General features: G+C 46.2%; 33 protein-coding genes, 1 tRNA gene and 1 pseudogene. 23 read left to right on the top strand and 12 right to left on the bottom strand.

The features are described 5' to 3' along the window. Positions 1 to 62: 62 nt before the first annotated feature. Both DXE27_RS10400 and DXE27_RS03285 read right to left on the bottom strand, forming a co-directional pair. Positions 63 to 173, bottom strand: coding sequence for a hypothetical protein (locus DXE27_RS10400; protein ID WP_415064440.1), 111 nt, complete (start codon positions 171 to 173; stop codon positions 63 to 65). A gap of 29 nt (positions 174 to 202) precedes the next feature. Then, positions 203 to 742: a DNA-processing protein DprA gene (locus tag DXE27_RS03285; protein WP_269459827.1), complete on the bottom strand. Its 540-nt coding sequence runs from the start codon at positions 740 to 742 to the stop codon at positions 203 to 205. 71 nt (positions 743 to 813) lie between these two features. Here DXE27_RS03285 and def point away from each other — a divergent pair, with 71 nt between their 5' ends. The 16 genes from def (at position 814) to DXE27_RS10395 (ending at position 12,978) form a co-directional block, all read left to right on the top strand. Then, positions 814 to 1,329 carry a peptide deformylase gene (gene def / locus DXE27_RS03280; RefSeq protein ID WP_128112893.1) on the top strand — a complete coding sequence of 172 codons (516 nt, stop codon included), beginning with the start codon at positions 814 to 816 and terminating at the stop codon, positions 1,327 to 1,329. Between the two features lie 8 nt (positions 1,330 to 1,337). Beyond that, positions 1,338 to 2,336 (top strand): methionyl-tRNA formyltransferase, encoded by a 999-nt coding sequence (gene fmt / locus DXE27_RS03275; protein ID WP_128112892.1) that lies wholly within the window; start codon positions 1,338 to 1,340, stop codon positions 2,334 to 2,336. A 2-nt stretch (positions 2,337 to 2,338) separates the two neighbouring features. Beyond that, positions 2,339 to 3,205, top strand: coding sequence for a zinc metalloprotease HtpX (gene htpX, locus DXE27_RS03270; RefSeq protein WP_128112891.1), 867 nt, complete (start codon positions 2,339 to 2,341; stop codon positions 3,203 to 3,205). A 1-nt stretch (position 3,206) separates the two neighbouring features. Beyond that, positions 3,207 to 4,523 (top strand): 16S rRNA (cytosine(967)-C(5))-methyltransferase RsmB, encoded by a 1,317-nt coding sequence (rsmB, locus tag DXE27_RS03265; RefSeq protein WP_128112890.1) that lies wholly within the window; start codon positions 3,207 to 3,209, stop codon positions 4,521 to 4,523. Beyond that, entirely contained in the window at positions 4,520 to 5,101 is a 582-nt protein-coding gene (locus tag DXE27_RS03260) for a DUF4390 domain-containing protein (protein WP_128112889.1), read from the top strand. The genes rsmB and DXE27_RS03260 overlap by 4 nt, the downstream gene beginning before the upstream one ends. After that, complete coding sequence (locus tag DXE27_RS03255) at positions 5,098 to 7,404, top strand: sensor histidine kinase (RefSeq protein WP_128112888.1); 2,307 nt, start codon at positions 5,098 to 5,100, stop codon at positions 7,402 to 7,404. Before DXE27_RS03260 ends, DXE27_RS03255 begins: the two co-directional genes overlap by 4 nt. A gap of 2 nt (positions 7,405 to 7,406) precedes the next feature. Beyond that, on the top strand, positions 7,407 to 8,093 hold the full coding sequence (locus tag DXE27_RS03250) for a response regulator (RefSeq protein ID WP_128112887.1): 687 nt from the start codon (positions 7,407 to 7,409) through the stop codon (positions 8,091 to 8,093). Between the two features lie 102 nt (positions 8,094 to 8,195). Further along, a tRNA-Phe gene (locus tag DXE27_RS03245) sits at positions 8,196 to 8,271 on the top strand. 154 nt (positions 8,272 to 8,425) lie between these two features. After that, entirely contained in the window at positions 8,426 to 8,803 is a 378-nt protein-coding gene (locus DXE27_RS03240) for a DUF1924 domain-containing protein (RefSeq protein ID WP_128112886.1), read from the top strand. Positions 8,804 to 8,810: 7 nt separating this feature from the next. After that, positions 8,811 to 9,269, top strand: coding sequence for a diheme cytochrome c (locus DXE27_RS03235; protein ID WP_231969632.1), 459 nt, complete (start codon positions 8,811 to 8,813; stop codon positions 9,267 to 9,269). Further along, positions 9,266 to 9,823, top strand: a complete 558-nt coding sequence (locus DXE27_RS03230) for a cytochrome b/b6 domain-containing protein (protein ID WP_197712291.1) — start codon at positions 9,266 to 9,268, stop codon at positions 9,821 to 9,823. Before DXE27_RS03235 ends, DXE27_RS03230 begins: the two co-directional genes overlap by 4 nt. A gap of 233 nt (positions 9,824 to 10,056) precedes the next feature. Then, entirely contained in the window at positions 10,057 to 10,446 is a 390-nt protein-coding gene (locus tag DXE27_RS03225) for a tautomerase family protein (protein WP_128112885.1), read from the top strand. Between the two features lie 77 nt (positions 10,447 to 10,523). Then, positions 10,524 to 11,207 (top strand): haloacid dehalogenase type II, encoded by a 684-nt coding sequence (locus DXE27_RS03220; RefSeq protein WP_128112884.1) that lies wholly within the window; start codon positions 10,524 to 10,526, stop codon positions 11,205 to 11,207. 10 nt (positions 11,208 to 11,217) lie between these two features. Beyond that, entirely contained in the window at positions 11,218 to 11,613 is a 396-nt protein-coding gene (locus DXE27_RS03215; protein WP_128112883.1) for an MAPEG family protein, read from the top strand. Positions 11,614 to 11,839: 226 nt separating this feature from the next. Next, positions 11,840 to 12,637: a hypothetical protein gene (locus DXE27_RS03210; protein ID WP_128112882.1), complete on the top strand. Its 798-nt coding sequence runs from the start codon at positions 11,840 to 11,842 to the stop codon at positions 12,635 to 12,637. Between the two features lie 152 nt (positions 12,638 to 12,789). After that, positions 12,790 to 12,978, top strand: a complete 189-nt coding sequence (locus DXE27_RS10395; RefSeq protein ID WP_415064459.1) for a hypothetical protein — start codon at positions 12,790 to 12,792, stop codon at positions 12,976 to 12,978. Here DXE27_RS10395 and DXE27_RS03200 read toward each other — a convergent pair. From DXE27_RS03200 to DXE27_RS09575, 3 genes and pseudogenes are all read right to left on the bottom strand, one after another. Further along, positions 12,922 to 13,428, bottom strand: a pseudogene (locus tag DXE27_RS03200) (histidine phosphatase family protein); the annotation flags it as partial. The gene DXE27_RS10395 and the pseudogene DXE27_RS03200 sit on opposite strands and share 57 nt — an antisense overlap. 21 nt (positions 13,429 to 13,449) lie before the next feature. Further along, entirely contained in the window at positions 13,450 to 13,845 is a 396-nt protein-coding gene (locus tag DXE27_RS03195; RefSeq protein WP_128112880.1) for a GNAT family N-acetyltransferase, read from the bottom strand. Positions 13,846 to 14,024: 179 nt separating this feature from the next. Further along, on the bottom strand, positions 14,025 to 14,366 hold the full coding sequence (locus tag DXE27_RS09575) for a hypothetical protein (protein ID WP_231969630.1): 342 nt from the start codon (positions 14,364 to 14,366) through the stop codon (positions 14,025 to 14,027). Positions 14,367 to 14,448: 82 nt separating this feature from the next. Here DXE27_RS09575 and DXE27_RS03185 point away from each other — a divergent pair, with 82 nt between their 5' ends. The 4 genes from DXE27_RS03185 to DXE27_RS03170 all read left to right on the top strand — a co-directional run bounded on the left by DXE27_RS03185 (position 14,449) and on the right by DXE27_RS03170 (position 16,138). Continuing rightward, positions 14,449 to 14,973, top strand: coding sequence for a DMT family transporter (locus tag DXE27_RS03185; RefSeq protein ID WP_128112879.1), 525 nt, complete (start codon positions 14,449 to 14,451; stop codon positions 14,971 to 14,973). Positions 14,974 to 14,988: 15 nt separating this feature from the next. Further along, complete coding sequence (locus tag DXE27_RS03180; protein WP_172457103.1) at positions 14,989 to 15,300, top strand: EamA family transporter; 312 nt, start codon at positions 14,989 to 14,991, stop codon at positions 15,298 to 15,300. A gap of 359 nt (positions 15,301 to 15,659) precedes the next feature. Continuing rightward, positions 15,660 to 15,893, top strand: a complete 234-nt coding sequence (locus DXE27_RS03175; RefSeq protein WP_128112877.1) for a DUF2798 domain-containing protein — start codon at positions 15,660 to 15,662, stop codon at positions 15,891 to 15,893. Beyond that, a complete protein-coding gene (locus tag DXE27_RS03170; protein WP_128112876.1) occupies positions 15,890 to 16,138 on the top strand; it encodes a hypothetical protein in 249 nt (82 codons plus the stop codon). The genes DXE27_RS03175 and DXE27_RS03170 overlap by 4 nt, the downstream gene beginning before the upstream one ends. An 18-nt stretch (positions 16,139 to 16,156) precedes the next feature. On the opposite strand, the gene DXE27_RS03165 is transcribed toward DXE27_RS03170, so the two are convergent. The 7 genes from DXE27_RS03165 to can all read right to left on the bottom strand — a co-directional run bounded on the left by DXE27_RS03165 (position 16,157) and on the right by can (position 22,332). Beyond that, complete coding sequence (locus DXE27_RS03165) at positions 16,157 to 17,785, bottom strand: peptide chain release factor 3 (protein WP_128112875.1); 1,629 nt, start codon at positions 17,783 to 17,785, stop codon at positions 16,157 to 16,159. 58 nt (positions 17,786 to 17,843) lie between these two features. Next, the gene (locus tag DXE27_RS03160; RefSeq protein WP_128113691.1) at positions 17,844 to 18,581 is read right to left on the bottom strand and encodes a pseudouridine synthase; all 738 of its coding nucleotides are present in this window, start codon (positions 18,579 to 18,581) and stop codon (positions 17,844 to 17,846) included. Between the two features lie 54 nt (positions 18,582 to 18,635). Then, entirely contained in the window at positions 18,636 to 19,973 is a 1,338-nt protein-coding gene (locus DXE27_RS03155; protein ID WP_197712290.1) for a serine/threonine protein kinase, read from the bottom strand. Positions 19,974 to 20,079: 106 nt separating this feature from the next. Continuing rightward, complete coding sequence (locus tag DXE27_RS03150; protein ID WP_197712289.1) at positions 20,080 to 20,733, bottom strand: metallophosphoesterase family protein; 654 nt, start codon at positions 20,731 to 20,733, stop codon at positions 20,080 to 20,082. Positions 20,734 to 20,758: 25 nt separating this feature from the next. Then, complete coding sequence (locus tag DXE27_RS10010; RefSeq protein WP_269459799.1) at positions 20,759 to 21,196, bottom strand: LpxL/LpxP family acyltransferase; 438 nt, start codon at positions 21,194 to 21,196, stop codon at positions 20,759 to 20,761. Continuing rightward, complete coding sequence (locus DXE27_RS10005) at positions 21,159 to 21,701, bottom strand: LpxL/LpxP family acyltransferase (RefSeq protein WP_269459798.1); 543 nt, start codon at positions 21,699 to 21,701, stop codon at positions 21,159 to 21,161. Before DXE27_RS10005 ends, DXE27_RS10010 begins: the two co-directional genes overlap by 38 nt. Beyond that, positions 21,661 to 22,332: a carbonate dehydratase gene (gene can, locus DXE27_RS03140; protein WP_128112874.1), complete on the bottom strand. Its 672-nt coding sequence runs from the start codon at positions 22,330 to 22,332 to the stop codon at positions 21,661 to 21,663. The genes DXE27_RS10005 and can overlap by 41 nt, the downstream gene beginning before the upstream one ends. A gap of 22 nt (positions 22,333 to 22,354) precedes the next feature. Here can and DXE27_RS03135 point away from each other — a divergent pair, with 22 nt between their 5' ends. The 3 genes from DXE27_RS03135 (at position 22,355) to DXE27_RS03125 (ending at position 23,618) form a co-directional block, all read left to right on the top strand. After that, positions 22,355 to 22,651, top strand: a complete 297-nt coding sequence (locus DXE27_RS03135; protein WP_128112873.1) for a DUF167 domain-containing protein — start codon at positions 22,355 to 22,357, stop codon at positions 22,649 to 22,651. Positions 22,652 to 22,929: 278 nt separating this feature from the next. After that, positions 22,930 to 23,220: a hypothetical protein gene (locus tag DXE27_RS03130; RefSeq protein ID WP_231969783.1), complete on the top strand. Its 291-nt coding sequence runs from the start codon at positions 22,930 to 22,932 to the stop codon at positions 23,218 to 23,220. A gap of 77 nt (positions 23,221 to 23,297) precedes the next feature. Next, positions 23,298 to 23,618 (top strand): HU family DNA-binding protein, encoded by a 321-nt coding sequence (locus tag DXE27_RS03125; RefSeq protein ID WP_269459797.1) that lies wholly within the window; start codon positions 23,298 to 23,300, stop codon positions 23,616 to 23,618. Positions 23,619 to 23,644: the final 26 nt, after the last annotated feature.

The following is a 23,644-nucleotide window of genomic DNA, read 5'->3' as shown; positions in this document are numbered from 1 at the left end:
CCCAGAAACCCCCTAATTTTTCTACAAAACCCCATTTAAGATCCTTTAAACACGGTTTTTGCCTATAAATGGAGGTCTTCTAGAATGTCCGCCAGCCCGCGGACCAGTTTTGCCCCCTGCTGAATAAGTAGGTGGCAACCCCCTGAGTTGGCGCTCTGAATAGACCCGGGCACTGCAAATACCTCTCTTCCAAGGTCTGCGGCTAGGCGCGCAGTAATAAGAGAAGAGAGCCTGATTTTTCGGCGGCCTCAACCACCACGACACCCAGGGCTAGGGCTGCAATGATTCTGTTGCGCCTTGGAAAGTGAAGGCGCTGGGCCCCAGTTCCCGGAGGAAATTCAGACAACAAAAGCCCCTGCTGGCTAATTGTTTTTGCTAGCCCAACATGTTCCCTGGGATAAATAACATCAACGCCCGTCCCAAATACGGCGCCCGTGAAGTGATTCACCCCCAATTCAATACAAGCTCTATGGGCTGCGCCATCAACCCCTTTTGCCATCCCAGAGAGGATAAGCAGGCCTGCCCGAGCTAGCGCCTTAGCCAGCACACTCGAGTTTTGTAGGCCTTCGGCGCTGGCGTTTCGAGAGCCGACGATGGCGATCATGGGCTGGCGCAGCAAGTGGACATCCCCTTTTATATATAGATTGCTGGGCGGGTCATGTAAATCATTTAAACGCGCCGGGTAATATTTGGTCCCGCGTGCAATTTTGACGATCGGGTCGGATGGTTTTATTGTCTGCATCAAACAATTTTGATCTTTAGGGAAATTGCAGCAATCAGGACAGATGGATTGCTCTGTTAGATAATTCTTATATGGCTTTATTACCCGTCCTTTGTTATCCAGACCCGCGCTTGCACAAGGTTGCCAAACCTGTGGCACAAGTGGATGAGCGCATTCAGAAAATAGTCGCCGATATGGCAGAGACTATGTATGAGGCACCGGGCGTTGGCCTCGCTGCAACTCAGGTAGATATACATGAGTGCATCGTAGTCATTGATGTGTCTGATGATCAAAACGAGCTCATGGTTTTTATCAACCCAGAAATTATTTGGGCAAGCCCCGAAAAGAAATCTTGGCGTGAAGGATGTCTTTCAGCGCCCGATTACTACGATGAGGTTGAGCGACCTTCCGAGATACGAGTAAAAGCTTTAGACATTAAAGGCAAGGAATTTGAGTTAGATGCAGATGGTCTTCTGGCGGTTTGCTTGCAGCATGAGCTAGACCATTTGCAGGGCAAAGTGTTTGTTGAGTATTTATCAATTCTCAAGCGCAGTCGTATTTCACAAAAAATGAAGAAGCGCGCAAAAGAATTAGAGAGTCAGCGCTAAGCGCCCCAATGAAAATTGTATTTGCTGGTACCCCAGAATTTGCTGCACAAGCAATGCGTGCAATTCATCGCGCGGGCCACGAAATTGTTTTGGCGCTTACGCAGCCTGATCGGCGTGCGGGCAGGGGAAGGCACCTACAAGCAAGCCCCGTGAAAGAGTTTGCAATAGAAAATCATATCCCTGTATTGCAGCCAGAAACACTTAAAGTCAATCATGCAGATCCTGTAAAGAAGGCGCAAGCCTTAGAAACCTATCGGCTGCTTTCTGAAATTGAATTTGATGCAATGGTTGTGGTGGCTTATGGCTTAATTCTTCCTCAAGAGGTTCTAGATATAGCGCAAAAGCCAGGTAGACATGGCAGCTTTAATATTCATGCTTCGTTATTGCCGCGTTGGCGCGGTGCAGCCCCAATTCAAAGAGCGATTGAGGCAGGAGATGCCAAAACCGGCGTTTGCATCATGCAAATGGACGCAGGGCTCGATACTGGCGACACTGTTTTAGTCGCAGATCTTGAAATAGCCTCCGGAGAAACGAGTGAGAGCTTACACGATCGACTGTCAGATTTAGGCGCTAAATTAATTGTGGATGTTTTGCGAGAGTTGCAAGAAGGCAAAAGCTTAAACAGAACGCCGCAGCCGACAGTCGGCATTACCTACGCAGAAAAGATATTAAAAACAGAGGCAGAAATCGATTGGCGTTTAAGTGCAAGCCAAATAGATTTTCGAATTCGTGCGTTTAATCCTTTTCCTGGTGCAACAAGCGCTCTCGAAGGTCAGTCAATCAAGTTTTGGGATTCTCGTCTTCCAAAAGCAGGCCTTTATAGCGAAACCACAAACGTAGGCGAAGTATTGGGCTTTAGCGAGGACGGTGTATACGTCCAATCTGGTAATGGCGTCATTGAGGTTTTGGAAATGCAAAAGCCAGGCGGAAAAAGAATGAGTGCCAAGACATGTATACAGTCTATGACCCCCACTGAAAAATTGTTGTGCTTTCATGCAAAGGAGTAGAAATGTTTAATTTTGCAAAGACTGCTGTTTTGATGGCCGCAATTACCGCTTTATTTATTGTGGTCGGCGGGATGCTTGGTGGCGAACAGGGCATGTTGATGGCATTGCTAATGGCTGTTGGCATGAACTTCTTCAGCTACTGGTTCTCAGACACGATGGTCTTGAAAATGACCAATGCTCAACAGGTCGACGAGAGGTCTGCGCCTCAGTTCTATGGGCTTGTTAAGGAGCTTTCCGAAAAGGCCGACCTTCCAATGCCCAAAGTATTTTTAATTGATGAGGATGCACCCAATGCTTTTGCAACAGGACGCAACCCAGACAATGCATCGGTCGCTGCCACGACTGGGATTTTGAAAATACTCTCTAATCGCGAATTACGCGGTGTGATGGCCCACGAGTTGGCGCACGTGCGGCATCGCGATATCTTAATTTCAACTGTCGCCGCCACAATGGCTGGCGCTATCTCTGCAATAGCAAACTTCGCGATGTTTTTTGGTGGGCGTGACTCTGAGGGTAGACCAAACAACCCAATAGCCAGTTTGATGGTGGCAATTCTGGCGCCGATTGCTGCTAGCTTGATTCAGATGAGTATTTCACGCGCAAGAGAATATGAAGCGGATCGCGGAGGAGCAGAAATTAGTTCAGATCCCGAGGCGTTAGCGCATGCACTAGAGAAAATTCATAACTATGCTCAGGGCATCCCATTTCAGGCGGTTGAGCAACATCCTGAAACTGCCCAAATGATGATTTTGAATCCCTTAAGTGCGGGCGGCCTTGCCCAGTTGTTTTCAACCCATCCGCCGACTGAGGAGCGAGTGGCTCGCCTGATGAGTATGGCAAAAAACGGGGCATATCCCGGAGCGAATTAATTTGATCGATCAAAAAACACCACGTAGTCTCCCGCTTTCTGAAGCAATCACAATTGCAGCGCAAGCCATTACCGAGGTCATGAGTGGTCGATCACTCACGGAGGTGCTAGAAGAATTAGAGGCGCACGAGCGTCCTATTGTCCAAAGCCTTAGCTTTGATGCTTTGCGTAAATGGAATCGTTCTCACGAGCTCATCAAACAATTTATTCCCAAGACTCCGCCACCGGAGGTAGACCATCTTTTGAGCGTTGCAATTGCCTTGTTTTTGCAGAGCGCAGCCGATGGCAAAGGTTACGCATCTCACACGATTGTTGACCAGGCCGTGAAGGCTTGCGGTGAATATGACAAGACGATGTATGCCAAAGGTTTTGTGAATGCGGTATTGCGCAAGGTGAGCCTTTTGGTGCAGCCGCCCGAAGGCGAAACTCGTTACCCTCCCGACCCCATCGCGATGTTTGTGCCAGCTTGGTGGCGAGCAAGCTTAAAGCGTAATTACTCCAAAGTTTGGCAGACGATTTTATTTCAGCAAGCAAAGAGAGCGCCTTTGATTTTGCGAGTAAATCAAAAACAATATTCTCGCGAACAATATCAGGCGCTATTACATGATGCAGGAATCTTCTCAAGTGTGATTGAAGAAGTTGCTGGTATTAAATTGCCTGCAGCGCTCCTGTTGGCAGACCCCGTACCCGTTTCTGAATTGCCAGGGTTTTATGGTGGCGCAGTCTCTGTACAGGATGCCGGCGCTCAGTTAGCGGCAGTTTTGCTTGATCCCCAGCCTAATGAATTGGTGTTGGATGCTTGCGCTGCCCCTGGTGGAAAAACTGCACACATGCTCGAGTTATCCGATTGCAAGATGGTTGCTCTGGAGTTGGATGGTGCCCGTTTGGGGAAGATCAGCGGTAACTTGGATCGCCTGCGCTTGCAGTCTGAGAATGTAAAAGTATTGAGGGGTGATGCCTCTAAAGCCGCGTGGTGGGACGGAGTTTTGTTCGACAAGATTTTGCTGGATGCCCCCTGTTCTGCTGCCGGCATTGTTTCAAGGCATCCAGACATCCCATTTTTAAGGCGTGAATCCGATATTAAAGCTTTGCAACAGAAGCAGCGAGCCATCTTGGCCCAGGCGTGGGCGATGCTAAAGCCTGGGGGCACAATGCTCTACGTGACTTGCTCTATATTCCCCGAGGAGGGTGAGGAGCAAGCAATTTGGTTTGCTGCTGAGCACGGCAATGCGGTACGATTAGACGCTCCAGGGCAGCTGTTGCCCTCTGAGATAAACGATGGTTTTTACTATGCCTTGTTTAAGAAAAATGGGCCATGAGCCAAAGAATTAAACAATTCATCTTTTTATGCTTGATGGCGATGTCTGTTTTTTCAACAGCCGTCAATGCAGAAGGAATCAAGATTAAATCCTTTGAGCTGGAGAGGGTGGATAACGACTGGCTATTAAATGCTAGTTTTCAAATTGAGCTTTCCCCTGGTCTTGAAGATGCTGTGCAAAAAGGAGTGGTACTTTATTTTCAGACCGAGTTTGATTTGTCTCGCTCTCGCTGGTACTGGTTTGATGAAAAGCCAGCGATTGCCCAAAGGCAAACGCGCTTGTCATATCAACCATTAACTCAGCAATATCGCATCGCATCAGATGGCCTGACATTTTCAGCAAGAACGATTGCTGAGGCCTTGCAGGGCGCAGGAAGTATTGGCGGTTGGCGCGTTGCAGATAATGCGCAACTTGACCCCAGCAAGCTCTATACAGGTAGCCTGAGAATGACTTTGGACTTGAGCAAGCTACCCAAGCCGTTTCAGGTGAATGCGCTTAATAACCGCGATTGGAGCGTTTCCAGTGACTGGCTGCGCTTCCCGCTTTCACCTACTGGCCCGAGCTTAATTAAGCGATGAGTTCAATTGCCTCCCTTCTGAACTCAGGGTTTTTTACTTCTAAAGCCTGGAGAAAAAAAGCCATTCCGATTGCGATTGGTTTAATTGGCGCATTTGCTTTATTGCTTTTGGTTTTGCTTTCTATTGCATCATCCAATACAGAGTTTTTTGATAACTACTTTATTTGGTTATATGCCGCCAATGTAGTTATTGGTATTTGCCTTACTTTGGTAATTTTGATTTTGGTTGGGGTAATTGCAGTACGTTGGCATCGAGGGCATTTTGGTACGCGCCTTATCGCCAAGCTAGCCATGATTTTTGCTTTGGTTGGAATTGTTCCTGGCTTAATTTTGTACGGCGTTTCTCTTCAGTTCGTTTCCCGAAGTATTGAAACTTGGTTTGATGTGAAGGTCGAATCAGCACTAAATTCTGGCCTAGAGTTAGCGCGCGTTACTTTAAGAGTTGCCCAAGAAGAGATTTTGGCCGAAGGAGGTTTCATTGCCGAGCAGGTTGTTCAAGCTCCTGTGGGCGCAACCTCTGATCAAGTTGGCGCTACGGTGATGAAAATCCGCAACCAATTCGGCATTCAGGAAGTAAGCCTTTTCAATATGCAGCGCAATTTAATCTTAACCAGCGAGTTAAGGCCTAAAAAATATTTTCCAGCACCTAGTGCCGAAGTTGTTGCAGAAGCATTTAAAAAGAAGGGCATTACCTTTTTAGATCAAATTGAAGTAGAGGGTGGGCAGCGCGGCTATCGAGTAAGGGCAATTATTCCGATAGTTCGAAAAAAGTTGGCGCATAGCAAGCTGGATGCGGGTAAGGAATCAGAGGATAAATATTTTTTACAGTTAGTGCGATATATACCAACTCCATTTGCCAAGAATATTTTTGCAGTCGAGTCTGCTTATAGTGAATATCAAGAAAAAGCTCTTGGGCGCACTGGTCTTCGCAAAATGTTTGTCGGCACTTTAACGCTGACCTTGTTCTTCGCTGTATTTGTAGCGATTACGCTCGCACTGATGTTGGGGCGCCAACTGGCGCGACCACTTTTGATGCTATTAAGAGGTACGCAAGCTGTTGCACAAGGAGACCTGTCGCCAAAGCCAGAGCTAGACACTGGGGACGAGCTAGGCATGCTCACGCGTCAATTTAACGTGATGACGCGGCAATTGGCGGACACACGCACTTCCTTGCAAGAATCTAAGGCGTTTTTGGAAAGGGTTCTTGGAAGCTTAACTGCGGGTGTTTGTATCTTCGATAAAAATTACAACGTGGTGTCTAGCAATGCTGGCGCGGACCGTATTTTTGGCCAAGGCCTAACTTATCTAGATGGAAAGCCGTTGAGTAACAGCCCTGCATTATTGGAGTTTGAGGAGGCTGTGAAAGAGGGCTTTGCCACAATGAAATTGGCCGTGACTGGTGAGGGTGCATCTACACAGGGGGCACCACAAAATGCTCCTGTGTGGCAAAAACAAATTCAACTGCACAGCACCAATGAATTTGAAAATGAACTGGGCATCACCTTATTTGTGCGCGGAACAGAGCTTACTGGTGATTTGCGTATGGTGGTGTTTGATGACATCACCGATGTGGTTAGTGCTCAAAGGTCAATTGCGTGGAGTGAAGTTGCTAGACGCTTGGCGCATGAAATTAAAAATCCATTGACGCCGATTCAGCTCTCGGCTGAGAGATTGCAACATAAGCTTGCCGGTAAGCTAAGTCCAGAGCGGGAAGAGATGATTAATCGCAGCACTGAAACCATTATTGGCCAAGTGCAGGCGATGAAAGAAATGGTCAATGACTTCAGGGATTTTGCAAAGACCCCATCACCACAGCTCAAGCCAATCTCTATCAATACCCTAACATCTGAAATACTGGGTTTATATGAGGGCAGCCCATTGCGCACTCAACTTGATCCACATTGCCCAGACATCATGGGTGACCCGACCCAGTTAAGACAAGTTATTCATAATTTGTTGCAAAATGCACAAGATGCCGCGCTTGAGGGCCCTCGTCCAAACGAGCCAGTAGAGGTTAAAACGGAGTTAGTTCCTTATGGTGAGCACAATGCCGCAGCACAAAGTGCAGTTCGCTTAACAATAAGTGATGGTGGAGTTGGATTTCCAGCTAAGATATTGGCAAGAGCATTCGAGCCGTATGTCACTACAAAGAGTAAAGGTACGGGATTGGGTTTGGCGGTAGTCAAAAAAATTGTTGATGACCACTCGGCTAAAATTGAAATAAGAAACCGTATGCACGGAGAAGATGTAGTTGGTGCGCAAGTATCAATATTGTTTATGAATCTAGCAAAAGAGGCCGCCTAAGTATGGCTAGTATTTTGGTTGTTGATGATGAGATGGGAATTCGTGAGCTTCTCAATGAGATCCTCACAGATGAAGGCCATACTGTTTACGCAGCAGAAAGCGCCGTTCAAGCTCGCACCATTCGTGAACAAATGCGTCCTGATCTTGTACTGCTTGATATTTGGATGCCAGATACTGATGGCATTACTTTATTAAAAGAGTGGTCTAAGACTGGTCAGCTCACTATGCCTGTAGTGATGATGTCTGGTCACGCAACCATTGATACTGCGGTTGAGGCAACTCGTATTGGCGCACTAAACTTTTTAGAAAAGCCAATTGCTCTGCAAAAGCTTTTGAAAACAGTGAGCAAAGCGCTAGAGAGCTCCCCAAAATATATTGAGCCTGAAGAAGAAAAGGCGGTCTCACCAAGCGCAAGTGCAACTGCTGCTCCTAAGCCAGCTAGCTCAGAGGTAGCATCTACTGCACCAGAGGGTGATGAGTACATCAGCGGTATCGCAAAAACCTATTTTGATCTCCCCTTAAGAGAGGCCAGAGATCTATTTGAGAAGGCTTACTTTGAGCACCAAATGCAAATCATGGGCGGCAGCATGACCAAGATTTCTGAGTACACCGGCCTGGAGCGAACACACCTATATCGCAAGCTCAAAGCCTTGGGAATTGATACCTCTCGCAACAAGAGTGAAAGCTAGCCCCCAATCCAGGCCCAGCCCTGCCAAGAAAATGGACATATCAAGGGCATCCAAAGGAAATTTCAGGGCTCCTTAAGCCAATTCGTTATAATTCCAAGTCTTGGCCTGGTAGCTCAGTCGGTAGAGCAGAGGATTGAAAATCCTTGTGTCGGTGGTTCGATTCCGCCCCGGGCCACCAAGAAACACCAAAACCACCTTCGGGTGGTTTTTTCATTTATGTAGATAGAGATATTGTCTTAAATGAAAGCCTAATCCCCAGTAATTTGGTGATGCATTGATTTCGCCGGCTTGTCATAAGCGCATACTGACAAGATATAGAGGAGTCATTGGGTATGAAAGTTTTATTGTTTATTTTGTCGTTGGGTATTTTTGGGTTGGCACATGCAACAACCCCCCAGGAATTATTAAAAACCTACGAAGCTCAATCAGGCAAAGCATCGACCAGCAAGGGTGAGCAATTCTTTAACGCTAAGCATGGAAAAGAGTGGAGTTGTGCCTCTTGTCATGAAAATCCACCCAATCACGACACAAAGCATATTGTTACTGGAAAAGTAATTAAGCCTTTAGCGCCATCGGCCAATCCAGCTCGTTTTACTGACGAGGCAAAGGTAGATAAGTGGTTCAAGCGAAACTGTAATGATGTGCTTGGCCGTGAATGTACTGCGCAAGAAAAAGCAGATGTTCTTGCTTGGCTTATCAGTGTTAAGTGAGGCGTCTATGAAAAAACTATTTACATTCTTGCTTGTTACTTTGGTTACGAGCTCAGCATTTGCCGCAAAGATGCCCATGCCATCAGACATGCCAAAATCTTATGATGCTGAGTGCGCTAGCTGCCACATGGCTTACCCGCCAGGTTTGTTAAGCGAGCAGAGTTGGCAAAATGTGATGGGGAGTCTTAGCAAGCACTTTGGCACAGACGCGAGCATTGATGAAAAAGACAAAAACGAAATTACGAATTGGCTTAAGAAAAATGCCGCAACCAGGCAAAAATATTCTGAGCTAGCCCCGGGTAATCGCATTACAAAAACCTCCTGGTTTATTCGTAAGCATGATGAAATCAAGGCCGATGTTTGGAAAAGGCAGGGTGTAAAAAGCCCTGCTAACTGTGGCGCATGTCATACCGGTGCGGCAGAAGGAGTCTTTAGCGAAAAGAACGTTTCGATACCAGGCAAATGAACAATAAACAAACTATCTTGGTATGGGATGTGCCAATCCGTGTTTTTCATTGGCTCTTGGTGATCTGCTTTGCTGGGGCTTGGCTTACGTCAGAGAGTGAGCGACTCCAAATGATTCACTACGCATTTGGTTATTCCGCTGTCGCCTTAGTTCTATTTAGGTTGGTGTGGGGTTTTATTGGAACGAAGTACGCTCGCTTTCATCAGTTCATTAAAGGCCCTAAAGAAATGATCGCGCATGCCAAGGGGCTGTTGGGTGGTCATCAACATATAATGCCTGGGCATAATCCAGTTGGCGGCATTGTGATGCTTGGTCTAATGCTGGTGATTTTATTAATCGGACTCACAGGTTACTGGACTGTTAAGGAGTTTCTTGGCGACTTCATGAGCGGAGCGCACGAAGCAATTGCCAGCCTTGCTTTGGGTTTGGTAATCATTCATATTGCTGCGGCAGTCATCATGAGCCTACTTCAAAAAGAAAATTTAGTTCTGGCAATGATGAATGGCAAAAAAATGGGTTACCTGAACAAGCAATTCGATTTCCTCAGTATTTGATTGGGCTCTTGTTGGTGCTGGGGTGGGGATACTGCTTTTATTTGGTCTTCAGTGGCGCTATACCCAGCCTTACGCAGTAGTTAGAGCCATATATTATTAGCCATGGCCGCTTTCGCCCCGGCTACCAAGAAACACCAGAACCACCTTCGGGTGGTTTTTCTATTTAGGGCGCATCAAAGTTAAGTGAAAGTTCTTGGGCCCGTATAAGATGATGAGAATTGAGGAGAGGCACTATGCCATTAGTCAGAATTGATTTAAGCAACAAGCACCCCCAAAGCTTTGCTCGGCAAGTTGGAGACATTGTCTATAACGTCATGCGTGAGCAAATCAATGTTCCTGAAGACGATAAGTTTCAAATAATTACTAGGCACGATTCAATGGAGCTCAATATTCCCAAAAGCTATCTGGGAATTGAATATTCCGAGGGAATCATTTTTATTCAGGCGACAATCAGCTTTGGCCGAACTGTTGAGGTGAAAAAGAGCTTATACAAAGCCATCTGCGGGGCTTTAGTTCAAGCGCTTGGGGTTAGGCCTCAAGACGTCTTCATAAACTTGCTTGAAGTGAATAAAGAAAACTGGTCATTTGGCAATGGCGAGATGCAATACGCAGATAAGGATTAAATATCCCCGGCTGGCGTGTTGATGTAAGGGACGCAGTTTTAATAGCAATCAAATTCATAATAAAAATCGGAGACAAGATGTATAAACTCGTTGCCTTTGACGCCTACGGCACATTGTTTGATGTTTACTCTATGGGGCAATTAGCAGAAGAATTATTTCCAGGGCATGGTCAGGCCTTTGCTTTGATGTGGCGCGATCGCCAAATCGAATACACCCGATTAGTGACGATGAGTGATCCTAGTGCTAATGGCAGCAAATACTACCTCCCGTTTTGGGAGCTAACTATTCGCTCGTTGCGGTATGTGTGCAAGCGCATGAGCTTGAATCTCACGCCTGAATATGAAAAACGCCTGATGGATCAATATGCCAAGCTCACTGGCTTTGAAGATAGTCTGACCGTACTTAAGGCCATCAAAGAAAAAGGTTTGTCTACTGCGATCTTGTCTAACGGCAGTAGAGAAATGTTAGCCACTGTTGTCGAGAGCAATGGCTTAAAGCCCTATCTAGATAAGGTTGTAATAATTGAAGATGTGCAGCTATTTAAAACGGCTCCTCAGGCCTATGAGTTATTGCTAAAAGCATTCCCTGTGACAAAAGAAGAAATTTTGTTTGTGTCTAGTAATGCCTGGGATGCCTTAGCTGCCAAGTGGTATGGTTTTGATGTGTTTTGGGTTAATCGTTTAGGCCACCCCTTTGAAGAGATTGGAGAGAGGCCCAATTACGAAGGTAGCCCACTTAGTAAAGTATTAGAAGTGATCTAAGGAAAAATTCATGCTACTCATTACCTCAATCATCGCCTCTGTTTTAGCCATCATTTTTATCAAACCCTCTTTTACTGTTATTGGCCTTCGCAGGAAGAATAAGATTGGTTTAGGCAGTGGCGGGCATGAAGATTTAGAGAGGGCTATTCGTGCTCAAGGCAACTTTGCTGAGTATGCCCCTTTTGGAATTATCTTAATTGCTTGTCTTGAATTAAATGGAGCGCCTTGGTGGATGGTTGCCATTCCTGGCATTACTTTAATTATTGGGCGCCTTATCCATGCCGTGGGAATTAATCGGCCGCCGCCTGATTTCAGCAAGCGGGTGCTTGGAATGAAATTTACATTCAGCACGCTCATTACCTTAGTGGCAATGAATTTAGGCTGGCCTCTTTATAGATGGTTTTAGTGTTTATCAATTAGGTTCAATGTGGGAGAATGAGCACAACCGATCTAATCAATTTCACGTGAATATGAAGCGAACAACAAAGACAGTTTTAACGGCACTATTTTCTGGTACTGCTAGCAGCGTGCGCTGCAAGCAGTACGTCCCCGATTGGCGTGAATTGTGACTTCAGCCAAGGCAAGCCATTATCGGAAATGCCACTTGCTTGCCAAGGTAGATAGGCAAATATATGGAACCACTATATGGTTTGAGCCTGGAGTTAGTTCGCTTAGCACCAGCCTTTTTCGCAATCTCTATCTCATTATTTATGGCGTTGGGCTGGCTTTTTGGGCGCTATCGAATTAAGAAGCACGGAGAGGGCGGAGTGGCTGTTCGCGATTCCTTAGTTGCCACCATTTTTGGTTTATCCGCCCTAGTTTTAGGCTTTACTTTTTCAAGTGCCTCAAATCATTACGATTCGCGTATAGAAACCATTCGAATTCAGGCGGGTAGCATTAAGGCCCTGTATGCCTCAATGAAGTATTTGCAGCCCGACGATCAAATAGTCATTAAGAAGTCTTTGTCTGATCTTTTAGATTTGCGTCTAGGGGCATATGAGAATATTGAATCCATGAGCGACATTGATCGTGGTGGCGATAAGGTTTTAGCCATGGTTAGCGCGATTAACGAGGAGGTGGTTGCCGCCTCATTAAGGGCATCCCCAGATAGCAAGGCTGCGATCGACGAAATTCTACTTCCACAAATGCGAAATCTAGTGACCGAATTTAATGCGGGTGCGATCAAGACAAAGGCGCATCCACCGTCTTTGTTGATGCGATTTTTATATATTTTGTTATGTATTGGTGCGCTGTTGATAGGCTACACCATGGCAGTAAAGCGAGAGAGTGATTGGTTTTTAGCGGTTATCTATGTGCCTTTAATGGGCTTTGGCCTCCATGTGATTCTCTCGCTTGAATACCCTAATTTGTTGATGCCCTTTGGGGAGTTCAACAGAGATTTATTGCTCCTGAGAAAGTCATTGGGTTAACCGGTGCAGCATTAAACGATTGGCGCTAATTCAATTCATCGAGATGAGCAAACTTGTCTGAGCTTATTCTTCAGGCTTTAGTCCTGGGCTCCCTGGGTCTTGGTGCTGGGGTTCTAGGTGGCGTGATTGGGTTTGGTACGACGATCATTCTCATGCCCGCCTTGGTCTACTTCTACAGACCTATCCAGGCGATCCCAGTGATTGCTTTGGTTGCGACGGTCGCAAATCTTTCCCGAATTTTTTTGTGGTGGAGCGTGTACCGCAACAACTTTTTGAGCATCCAGGGGCTGCTTACTGACAAGTCGGTACATCATGTCGAGCGCGCCGCCATGGCTTACTAATAAGATTGTTTGTCCGATATATTGCTTGCGTATTTTCTCTAGGACTGTATGAATTCGATCAACAAATTGTTGAATACTTTCACCATCGCGCAATTTTTCTTCAATATTTCTGCTGAGATGCGATTTCCAAAGCAGAGGTTCGCGCTCTGGGGCTTCTTCGGTGGTGAGTCCTTGTAGTGCGCCCAAATGCCTTTCTCTGAGTTCTGCGTCTGTGATTGCAGATACTGCAAATAATTCTTCGATAGCTTTGGCAGTCTTTGCGGCACGCTGAAGATCGCTGGTATATAAAACATCAAACTGGAGCTCGATACGCTTAAGTGCGCGCGCCATTTGTTCAGCTTGCGCCAAGCCGCGCCCGTTCAGGTCAATATCAGTATGGCCCTGAAGGCGGTGCTCGTCATTCCAGTCGGTTTCACCATGGCGTACTAAGCAAAAACGAGTAATAGTCATGATGTGATGATAAGGACTAGATTATTTTTTGAGAGTCCAGGCGCGCGGATTATGTTCAAAGCCAATATGCTCGTAATACTCGTTGGCTTTGGGGGCGGCCAGCAAAACAATCATGCATTCTGGGTCAAGTCGCGATTTAGTTTCTTCAATCAATTGCTTGCCAATGCCCGAGCGTTGATATTGTTGATCTACGGCCAGATCGGCGAGATAAGCGACATAAGCAAAGTCTGTAAGTGATCGAGAAATACCCACCAAGCTCTCGCCATCCCAGGCGGTAATAGTGAGGTTGGCATTTTTAAGCATTGCTTCAAATGTTTTGACATTGTTTATTGGGCGGCGCTCTCCAAGTGTTGAGCGAGCGTACAAATCAATAGCTTGCTCGGCAGTGATGCTGGCGTTATCGCGGTATTCAATCATAGATTCTCGGTATTTAAGAGTAGTTTGCTGCCAAGTTGCAGAATGCCCGAAGTGATAACTTCAGCCCGAATGCCGCCGCGCCCTTCAAATGCATCCAGAAAACTTGGCCTATTTAGCAGTTGAGCTGGTCTCTGACACGGCGTACAAAGTTCAGTGCCCAGCAAGAGAATTTCTCCAAGCTAAAATTGCTTTCCAACTAAGTCGTTAAGTGCGTTTGCTGTGATGCCCTCGAGCACAATGTTGCGGTGCGTTTCAGCCCCATCAAAAATGGGCTCATCGCCTGCTCGAAGCCAATCATTCGCAATCTCAATACCTGCTAACGCAATCAGGCTGATATGGCGAATCTTTGTGGGTTTAGTGTCCGAGTAGGCGCCTGTCCCAAGCGCATAGCGATCGCCCTCTATGCCTAGATTTGCATCGACTTTGGCATGGCGGCTGACAGCTTGCATCGGCGCTCCAGCCGAAGGCGCAATATATATGGCTTGAATGTGGGCATTGAGTTTCATAAGCAGTGAGTACATATTACAACCCATGCTTTGCAGATTGTTAATACAATCAATTCAAGACTAAAAAAGGGCGATAGTGAATAGAGAAAGCAAGGGAATGCTAATTGGATTTATTGGCATTTTGATATTCAGCTTAACGCTGCCGGTAAGCAAGATTGCAGTTTTAAGCTTTAACCCCTATTTCATTGCATTTGGCAGAGCCTTGCTGGCAGGCTTGGTTGCGCTGGCATATCTTCTTTATAAAAAAGAAGCGATTCCTAGCAAAGTGGATTTCATTAAGTTTGTGATCATATCCTTGGGCGTCGTATTTGGCTTTCTAATTTTTACAACGGTTGCGATGACTCAAGGCTCATCGTCACATGGCGCAGTTATTTTAGGAATGATGCCTCTTGCCACAACCGTTATTGGAGTGCTACGTTTTAAAGAACGACCTTCGCTAGGATTTTGGCTGGTTTCTATTCTGGGCGCCGGCCTTGTAGTCCTGTACGCCCTCCTCAAGAGCTCAGGCAGCTTTACTTATGTTGATGGCTTGTTGGTGCTGGGTGGTATTAGTGCATGCGTTGGATATGTAGAGGGTGGCGTATTGTCTAGGAAGATCAACCCACGCGCAGTTATTTCCTGAGCGCTGGTCATTTCATTGCCGTTGAATGCTGTAATGGCCTGGCTTACTTATAGCCCAGAATATATTCATGCTGGCGCAATAGCTTGGACAAGCTTTGTTTATTTAAGCCTCTTCCCGATGTTTCTAGGATTCTTCTTTTGGTATGAGGGGCTTGCAATTGGCGGTATCGCACGCGTTAGCCAAGTACAGTTGGTGCAACCTTTTTGTACGCTGGTAGCGGCTAGCGTTTTACTTGGAGACTCACTGACGGTAATGAACTTTATTTTTTCTATGTTGGTTGTATCGACAGTCATTCTTGGAAAAAGAATGTTGGTCAAAAGAGCGTAATCTATCTTGATATAAATAAAAAAAGCCCCGTTGTGTCGGGGCTTTTTAGTTATGCAGCAACAACTTTGTGTTTGCTGAGCGCTCGTAAAAGCTTGCCCTTTTCTTTTGGTTTGGTGCTCGCTTCTATTAGCTTGGTAAGCTGGGTTACGTTAAGGGGTCCTAGGCGCGTTTTACCTGTTTTGGTAAGCATAGAGTCATTTTTTCTGGATCTTTGATTTTGGCCAACAGCCATGAATTTTCCTAGAGTAATGGAATGATGAATCTCAAAGCATTGTTAATGAGATTCCCCTGTCTAGGACGCACGATAGTGATCACAGTTCAGAATAACAGTTAAGCACTTGAGACGCTATGATGTATGCATGATGAATTTAGCTAATCTTGTGTTTGCCCTTGTAATGGGCTTTTTAATGTCCTTAAGCATCACTCTTGCCACTACATTTGTGCGCGTTGGTCTCGCAGAAAATTTCTTCTTAGTATGGCTAGAGGTTTGGGCGGTAGCCTATCCAGTAGCCATCGTTTGCATTCTGATTTATAGGCCATTGGCCAGCAAGATCAGCGCCAAGATTCTGAATAGACTGGGGATGAGCAAATGAATACATCGCTGAAATTTTTAGCATTAGCTATCAGCTGTATTTTGGTCCTTTGTTCATGTGCGGCCGTGTATACGGATGCCTCAGATGCAAACCACGTAACTTTTTTAAATACCAGTGGCGAATCGATGGAGCAGCTAAGCAAAAAAGCAAGCGCCTATTGTGAGCAATATGGCAAAGTGGCCGCATTCAAAAGTAGTGACACTCAGTTAGTGACTGTATTTGATTGCAAAACAACGCGCCAATGAAATAAAAAGGCGGTGTAGTTAACCCGCCAAGTCTGATTGATAAATCAGGCCAGCATGCTCTCTTAGGGCGTGGAATTGAATATACTCCCAACGCTGTTGCGCTACATCGAGCTCTGATTTGTGCGAGGCTAGAAATACTGATGCGCCGACCACATCCTCTGCCATGCGATGAATATTTTCTTGGGTAAATTTTTTCAAGGCAACAGGATCATCCGAGCTTACCCAGCGAGCCAGGCTATAGCGAGCCGGTAGCAGTCGTACTTCTGCGCCATATTCTGTCTGCAGGCGATGGCTTACCACCTCAAACTGAAGCTGACCAAAGGCGCCAAGCAGCATGGTGCCTCCCGCCATTGGCCTAAAGACTTGAATTGCACCTTCTTCACCCAACTGCATCAGTCCGGTACGCAATTGCTTTGATCGTAATGGATCGGCAGACTCAACCATGCGGAAGATTTCTGGCGCAAAGAATGGCAAACCAGTAAATTGCAATTGCTCGCCTTCAGTCAGGGTGTCGCCTAAGCGAAGCAGGCCGTGATTTGGCAGGCCAATGATGTCACCAGGAAAGGCTTCATCCAAAATGTCACGCCTCTGGGATAAGAAAGATAGCGCATTGTTCGTGCGCACTTCTTTTCCATTGCGACAAATTTTTAATTTCATGCCGCGCTGAAAGTGGCCAGAGCAAATGCGTAAAAACGCTACGCGGTCGCGATGAGCGGGATCCATGTTTGCTTGAATCTTGAACACGACGGCAGAGAATTTATTTTCTGCTGGACTAACTTCGCGCTGCAAAGCCTTGCGTGAACCTGGCGATGGCGCTAATTCAACTAAGGTATTGAGAATCTCACGCACGCCAAAGTTGTTAATGGCTGAACCAAAGAAGACGGGTGACTGACGCCCAGCTAAAAATGCCTCAAGGTCAAATGCTGGCATGGCTTCTTTAATGAGCTCCACTTCAGCCAATGCATTCTCTAGGTCTGTGCCTAGGCGCTCTTTCAGCGCGGGATCATTTACATCAACCACTGCATGGGAGTCCTCGGTGACACGATCTTCGCCGGCTTTAAACATCCGCATGCGCATGTTGGCAATATCAATTTCGCCGGCAAAAGATTTGCCCATGCCAACAGGCCAGGTAAAGGGAACCACTTCAATGCCAAGAGCAGTTTCAATCTCGTCCATTAACTCCATCGGAGGATTTACCTCACGGTCCATCTTGTTGATGAATGTCACAATGGGCGTATTGCGCGCACGGCAAACTTCAAGCAAGCGCAAGGTTTGGGATTCGACACCATTTGCTGCATCGATCACCATCAGGGCGGAGTCAACTGCAGTAAGTACACGATAGGTATCTTCAGAGAAGTCTTGGTGACCCGGAGTGTCAAGCAAATTAATGATGCAGTCACGGTATTCCATCTGCATCACTGAGCTCGCTACAGAAATGCCGCGTTGCTTTTCAATTTCCATCCAGTCAGATGTTGCATGACGACTCGCTTTGCGAGCTTTAACACTTCCTGCAATTTGAATCGCTCCCGCGTACAGCAATAATTTTTCAGTAAGCGTAGTTTTACCTGCATCTGGATGGGAGATGATGGCAAAGCTGCGGCGTCTAAGTACTTCTGCGCCTGGAGTGCTGGTGGTTAAGGTTTCGATGGTAATTCTGCGCTGATTAATCTAGGATTGGGCGCAATTATAAGCGTGCCAAGGTACCTCAGAACTGCTCATGAGGCCCTACATAGCGCCATTGGCCGGGTAGCAGCGGACCTAATGAGATTCGACCCATTCTCACGCGCTTTAAGCCGAGCACCTTAAGTCCGACCATCTCACACATCCGGCGAATTTGGCGCTTACGTCCTTCGCGCAATACAAATCGAAGTTGGTCTTCATTCTGCCAACTTACTTGTGCGGGTTTTAGTTCGACGCCATCAAGTGATAAGCCATGTCTTAGGCGATCCAAATCTTCGAATGAAAGCTTCCCCTCAACGCGGACTAAATATTCTTTTTCGATCGGGCTATTTTCACCAATCAGCAATTTAGCAATACGACCATCTTGAGTTAAAACCAACATACCTGTGGAGTCAATGTCTAGTCTTCCTGCAGGCGCTAAGCCCTTAGTGTTAAACCGAGGGCTTCTGCCTTTGTCTAGCGGGCTAGCAAAGTAATTTTCAGGTGTAATTAAGGAAGCTGCGGGCTGATATTCTTGTTCATCATCGTAGTGAGAGATGTAGCCAACTGGTTTGTTCAGAATGACTGTAATACGAGATGCTTGTTGTGCTTTGGCGCCGGATTGCAATTCAATTTTTTGGTGACGAAAAGCACGCACGCCTAGCTCATTTACAACCTCACCATCAACAGTGACTAAACCTTGTTCAATGTATGAGTCAGCCTCGCGACGTGAGCATAGGCCTAGCTCGGAGAGCAATTTAGAGACGCGTACTTTTTCTTCCATGCCTGCATTATCCGTCAAATGCAGGCTATAAGGGGCGCTAGGGCTTCCTAGGTTCTAACAATATGTACGCTTGTAGGGCGCTTCCTCGACAATCTTGGTCATCGAGGTTCTCCAGGGAGTTACCTTGTTAGGAAGTTTATGTGATGCACCGATCAGAATGAAGGACGCATCATTATCATTGTCTTTGGCAAACTCCACAATACGAGAGGCGGGGTCAAGCGCTTCGAGCACGTGATAAGAAATTCTTTCTGGGGGCAATTTAAGAGGCTTGGCCCAATCCATCAATTGCACCAAGTGGCCACGCACAATCCCACTGGCAGTTTCATTTTCTTGGTTGCCTTCAAATGTGGGGGTGCTGCTAATAGTGCTTAAGCAAACTAAGCGACTTTCGGGATAAGCTTGTAATAAGTTTTTTGCGGTAATTTGCATGCGCTCACGCAAGTCTTCATCAGACTGACGGGTATCAATTGCAGCAATCATGAGGGGCGCATCAAAATTGCCCATACTGGGGCGTGGGCTAGGTGAGGGTTCGTAGCCGGCAGCCTTGAACATGCCTTTGAGGTTTTCCCAAAAGCTGGGAGGTTCAACTCGGTCAGCCCGCTCCGTAAGCGTGACGCCTTCTGGGTCTCGCAATACTTGACGCAAGCGCGCAGCACTTTGATATCGATCGGCAGCGCGTGGCTCCAGGCATCTAAGAACCACTTCTTGTAGCCAGCGAGGAATCTTACGACGAATTGCTCTTAATGGGAAGGGTTCGGCCCACATGCGTCTGCGCAGCCCGCTCATTGTTTGTGGATTACCAAATGGCAAATCGCCAGTTAGTAGTTCATACATGATCACGCCAATGGAAAAAATATCGCTTCGTGAATCAGAGCGAATACCTGCTACTTGCTCAGGAGAAATATACGGCGCAGAGCCAACGCCTTTTCGCATCTCTTCTGCAAGCAAGTCAGGATAGCGTGCATGGCGTGACAAACCAAAATCAATTAATGTCAGCTTACCTTGGTCATCAACCAAAATATTTTCTGGTTTGATATCTAGATGAATGGCATCTTGAGAGTGCAGCGACTGAACTGCTTGCGCTAAATCTGCGCCAATGCGCACCACTTCATCAATCGTAAAAACTTTACCTTCTTTGATGTAGTCCTCAAGCGGCCTACCCACAACTCTTTCCATTGCAATATAGGGGCGCGTAGCCATATTGCCGGAGCCTAAATACTTGGGAACGTAAGGACTTTTTAGTGAGCGCAAGATGGTGAGCTCAGTTTCAAATCCAGTCAAACTCTCTACCGGCTGATCTCTGCCAACTCGCGGTATCTTTAGCAAGATTGGAATATCGATGCCCTCTTGAAATATATCGTCGACCGCTTCAATATCAGTATTAATTCCCATAAATATTATTTGCCTGTAATGAGGCGGTTCGCCAGATCTTCTGGAAGTCCAGCACGACGTACTTTGTCGGCGGCAGTAAAGTGATCGTAAGGCGTGCGGTGGAATGTCAACACTTCAGATTCTGGTTCAAAAACAGCCAAGCAGCCTTCTGGATTACCGTCTCTAGGCTGACCAAGTGATCCAACAACGCCCACCCCCATTGGCGGTGCTGTAGGACGGGAATTTCATCGCCAGGATGCGGCGTAAAGCGAATTAATTTGCCAACAGCGCTTTGATAAAAAAGCGCCTGTTCATGCGCATGCCCAACAAAGGTATAGCTCTTTCCAGAGTTCTGTACGCAGCGCCATGCGCTCATGCTGTCGGTAATGTAATTCCAGTCAGCAGGATTGTGAGCAGAGGCTTGTACAAAGCAAATTTTTTCTTCCTGAACAATAAGTGGCAGATTTTTTAAAAACTCTACATGACTGTTTTGGAGTTGAGATTTACTCCACTCGATAGCGGCATTCGCGCTAGCATTCATCTGATTGCGCGTATCTTTAAAAATTGCCTCATCATGATTGCCAAGAACGGCAATTGCTTTTTTGCTTTCTACAAGCGCAGCGATGCAATCAATCACCGCTACCGGGTCTGCGTTATATCCCACGAGATCGCCTAAGAAGACCATGCGGGTAACGCCAAGCTCTTCGGCGCGAGCCATACAGGCCTCAAAAGCTTCTAAATTACTGTGGAGATCGGCAAAAAGCCCAATACGTTCGGTCATCCCTTAATGATAGGACAAAAGGCCTCTAGATAGAAGGGTTATAGGGGTTTGAGCCGCCATTAGGTGGGTTTTTGAAGCGCTTATGAACCCAGTAGTATTCCGCTGGTCGAAGGCGAATTTCAGATTCAAAGTATTGATTAAGGCGCGCGGTGTCTGACTTTGGATCCGCGCCCGGGAAATTTTCCAAGGGCGCTCTAATTTCGCAAAGATAACCAGATTCATCTGCTTTTAAAGTGGTGGTCATTAGACACGCATCGGCACCGGTAATTTTTGCTAAACGAGAGATGGTGGTGATGGTATTAGCTTGAATTCCAAAGAAGGGAACAAACTCAGAGTCCTTAAGCCCCAGATCAATGTTAGGTGAAATGATGATGAAATCGCCATTGCGAATTTCGCGAATGATGGCTTTGGCATTCCCCTGGCGCTCAATTGAATTGCCGCCAAAGCGATTGCGCCATTCCACAATTTTTTTGATTAAAAAACGGACTTTTCATTCTTTGAAAAAACCCTGAAGTGCGGGGCCAGTGCTTTTCTTTAGAGAGAGCACTCAAAATAATGCTGCCCTCAATTCCTATGAAGTGCATATTAACTAAGATGCGCGGTTTTTTGCTGGCAAGATCTACGGCTGATTTCACCTCAATCATTTCGCTCAATTTTTTTGAGCTACCAAACCAGATGATGCTTTTTTCAACTAGGCTACGACCAAGCAGTCGCCAGTGCTGTTTACTAAGCTCATCAATTTCGGCTTTGTTTAAGTTCGGAAAACATAAGCGCAGATTCGTTTTGACAACGCGCGCCCTATCGCTCGGGATGCGAGCGGCTATATAGCCCAGGCCATAACCAATAGCAACTAAGAGCTTATAAGGAAGAAGCGAGAGGGGCGCAAGAAAGCCAACCCCCAGGTAGTTCAAAAAAGATTTGAGCAAATTAGCTTTGCTCTGATTCGTAACGCTTGATGGACTTGGCATAACGCTCGGTCATTTCTTCGATTGAGCTGCTTGACATGCCCAAATCATTGACCAAGCCCGTTTCAAGACGATAAGCCCAGCCATGAACAGTGAGGTCCTGGCCATGTGCCCAGGCATCTTGCACGATCGTTGTCTCGCATACGTTAATAACCTGCTCAATGACATTGAGTTCGCATAAACGATCTTGACGTTTTGGCGTTGGGATGACATCCCCTAGGTAACGCTCATGTTTTTGGTGCACATCTTTTACGTGACGCAACCAGTTATCGGCTAAGCCAACTCGTTTGTCAGTTAGCGCTGCATGCACGCCGGAACAGCCATAGTGACCTACAACCAATATGTGTTTGACCTTGAGTAAGTCAATAGCAAACTGAATGACGGATAGGCAATTTAAATCAGTGTGAACTACGACGTTTGCAACGTTGCGGTGAACAAATAATTCGCCGGGTAATAAATTCACAATATCGTTGGCGGGCACTCGACTATCAGAGCAACCTATCCAAAGGTATTCAGGGGCCTGCTGGGAAACTAGGCGTTTAAAGAAGTCGCCATCCTTTGCCACCATGCTTTCGGCCCAAGCACGATTATTTGCAAATAATTGCTCGAGAGCTTGAGAATTCTTAGTCGTCATAGATTCAGTTTAAAGTACTTTAATGACGCCCATTTGGTTAAAGCAAACCCCTGCCGGAATCATCTTAAGTTTGCATTGCCAGCCAGGGGCAAAACAAACCAAGGTGGTTGGGCTGCATGACGGCTGCCTGAAGATCTCCCTTCAAGCCCCAGCCCTAGAAAATAAGGCCAATGAGCTTTTATTGGCCTGGCTTTCGAGGCAATTGAGGGTGCCCCAAAAGCAGATTCAATTTGTATCCGGTCAAAATAGCCGCAAGAAGCGGGTGGAAATATGGGGAGCGATCAGTCCGGAACAGATTGCCCAGATATTGGCACCCTAAGTCACCAAACGACCACCTACAAAACGCTCAAAATATTTGCATGACTAATTGTCTTTGGTGTGAGTCAAGCCTTAGGCCGCCAAATAAACGTAGTGCGCTGACTATAAAGAGGCCGTTTTTAATATTGAGATGCACATATACTGCATATAGAAGATGTAATGACCTGCCCAAGGTTTGTGTGAAGATTTATTAAGGAAGATCGTATAAATAGCTTTATAAAGTTGCTCTTAATCCTTGTTTTAATTGGGTTAGTGGGTATTTCTGCATACACGTGGGTGATGCTAAATTGGAGCTATGGAAGCGGTGAGCGCGCAGGATATGTGCAGAAATTCTCCAATCGTGGCTATTTATGCAAAACCTGGGAGGGTGAATTGGCGATGGTTTCTATGCCGGGCACCATGTCAGAAAAATTCCTCTTTACGGTGCGTGAAGATGCTGTTGCGCAAAAAATAAATGCCAATTTAGGGAAAAAAGTTGCACTAAAGTATGACCAACACATTGGTTTGCCAACTTCTTGTTTTGGCGATACCGAGTATTTTGTTTCCGATATCACCGTTTTGGATGACTAATTTGTAGTCGTAGTAAAAAATTGCTGTAACGCAACTTTATTTTTGTAATTTTTTGTGGTTAAAATCATGTAAGCGTAATGTGCGCTGACATCAATATCTATAAGGAGCTTCACTTGAACAAAGCCGAACTAATCGCAGCGATTGCTGACGACGCGGAGATTTCTAAAGCCAAAGCTGAATTCGCATTGAATTCTGCAATCGACACAATCATCAAAGCTGTTACTAAAGGTGACTCAGTGCAACTGATCGGCTTTGGTACATTTGCTTCTGGCGAACGTGCTGCACGTATGGGTCGCAACCCAAAAACTGGCGAGCCACTCAAAATCGCTGCTGCAAAAACTGTTAAATTTTCTGCTGGTAAAGCATTTAAAGATTCAGTTAACAAGCGTAAGAAGTAATTCTTCCTTTTTTATTTCCTCAATAA

Origin of the sequence: Polynucleobacter necessarius, assembly GCF_900096755.1 — a bacterium.
In the GTDB taxonomy this organism is placed as follows: Bacteria; Pseudomonadota; Gammaproteobacteria; order Burkholderiales; family Burkholderiaceae; genus Polynucleobacter; species Polynucleobacter necessarius_K.
Note: the sequence above shows the minus strand (reverse complement) of the source record. Positions and strands in the feature narration are given on the sequence as shown.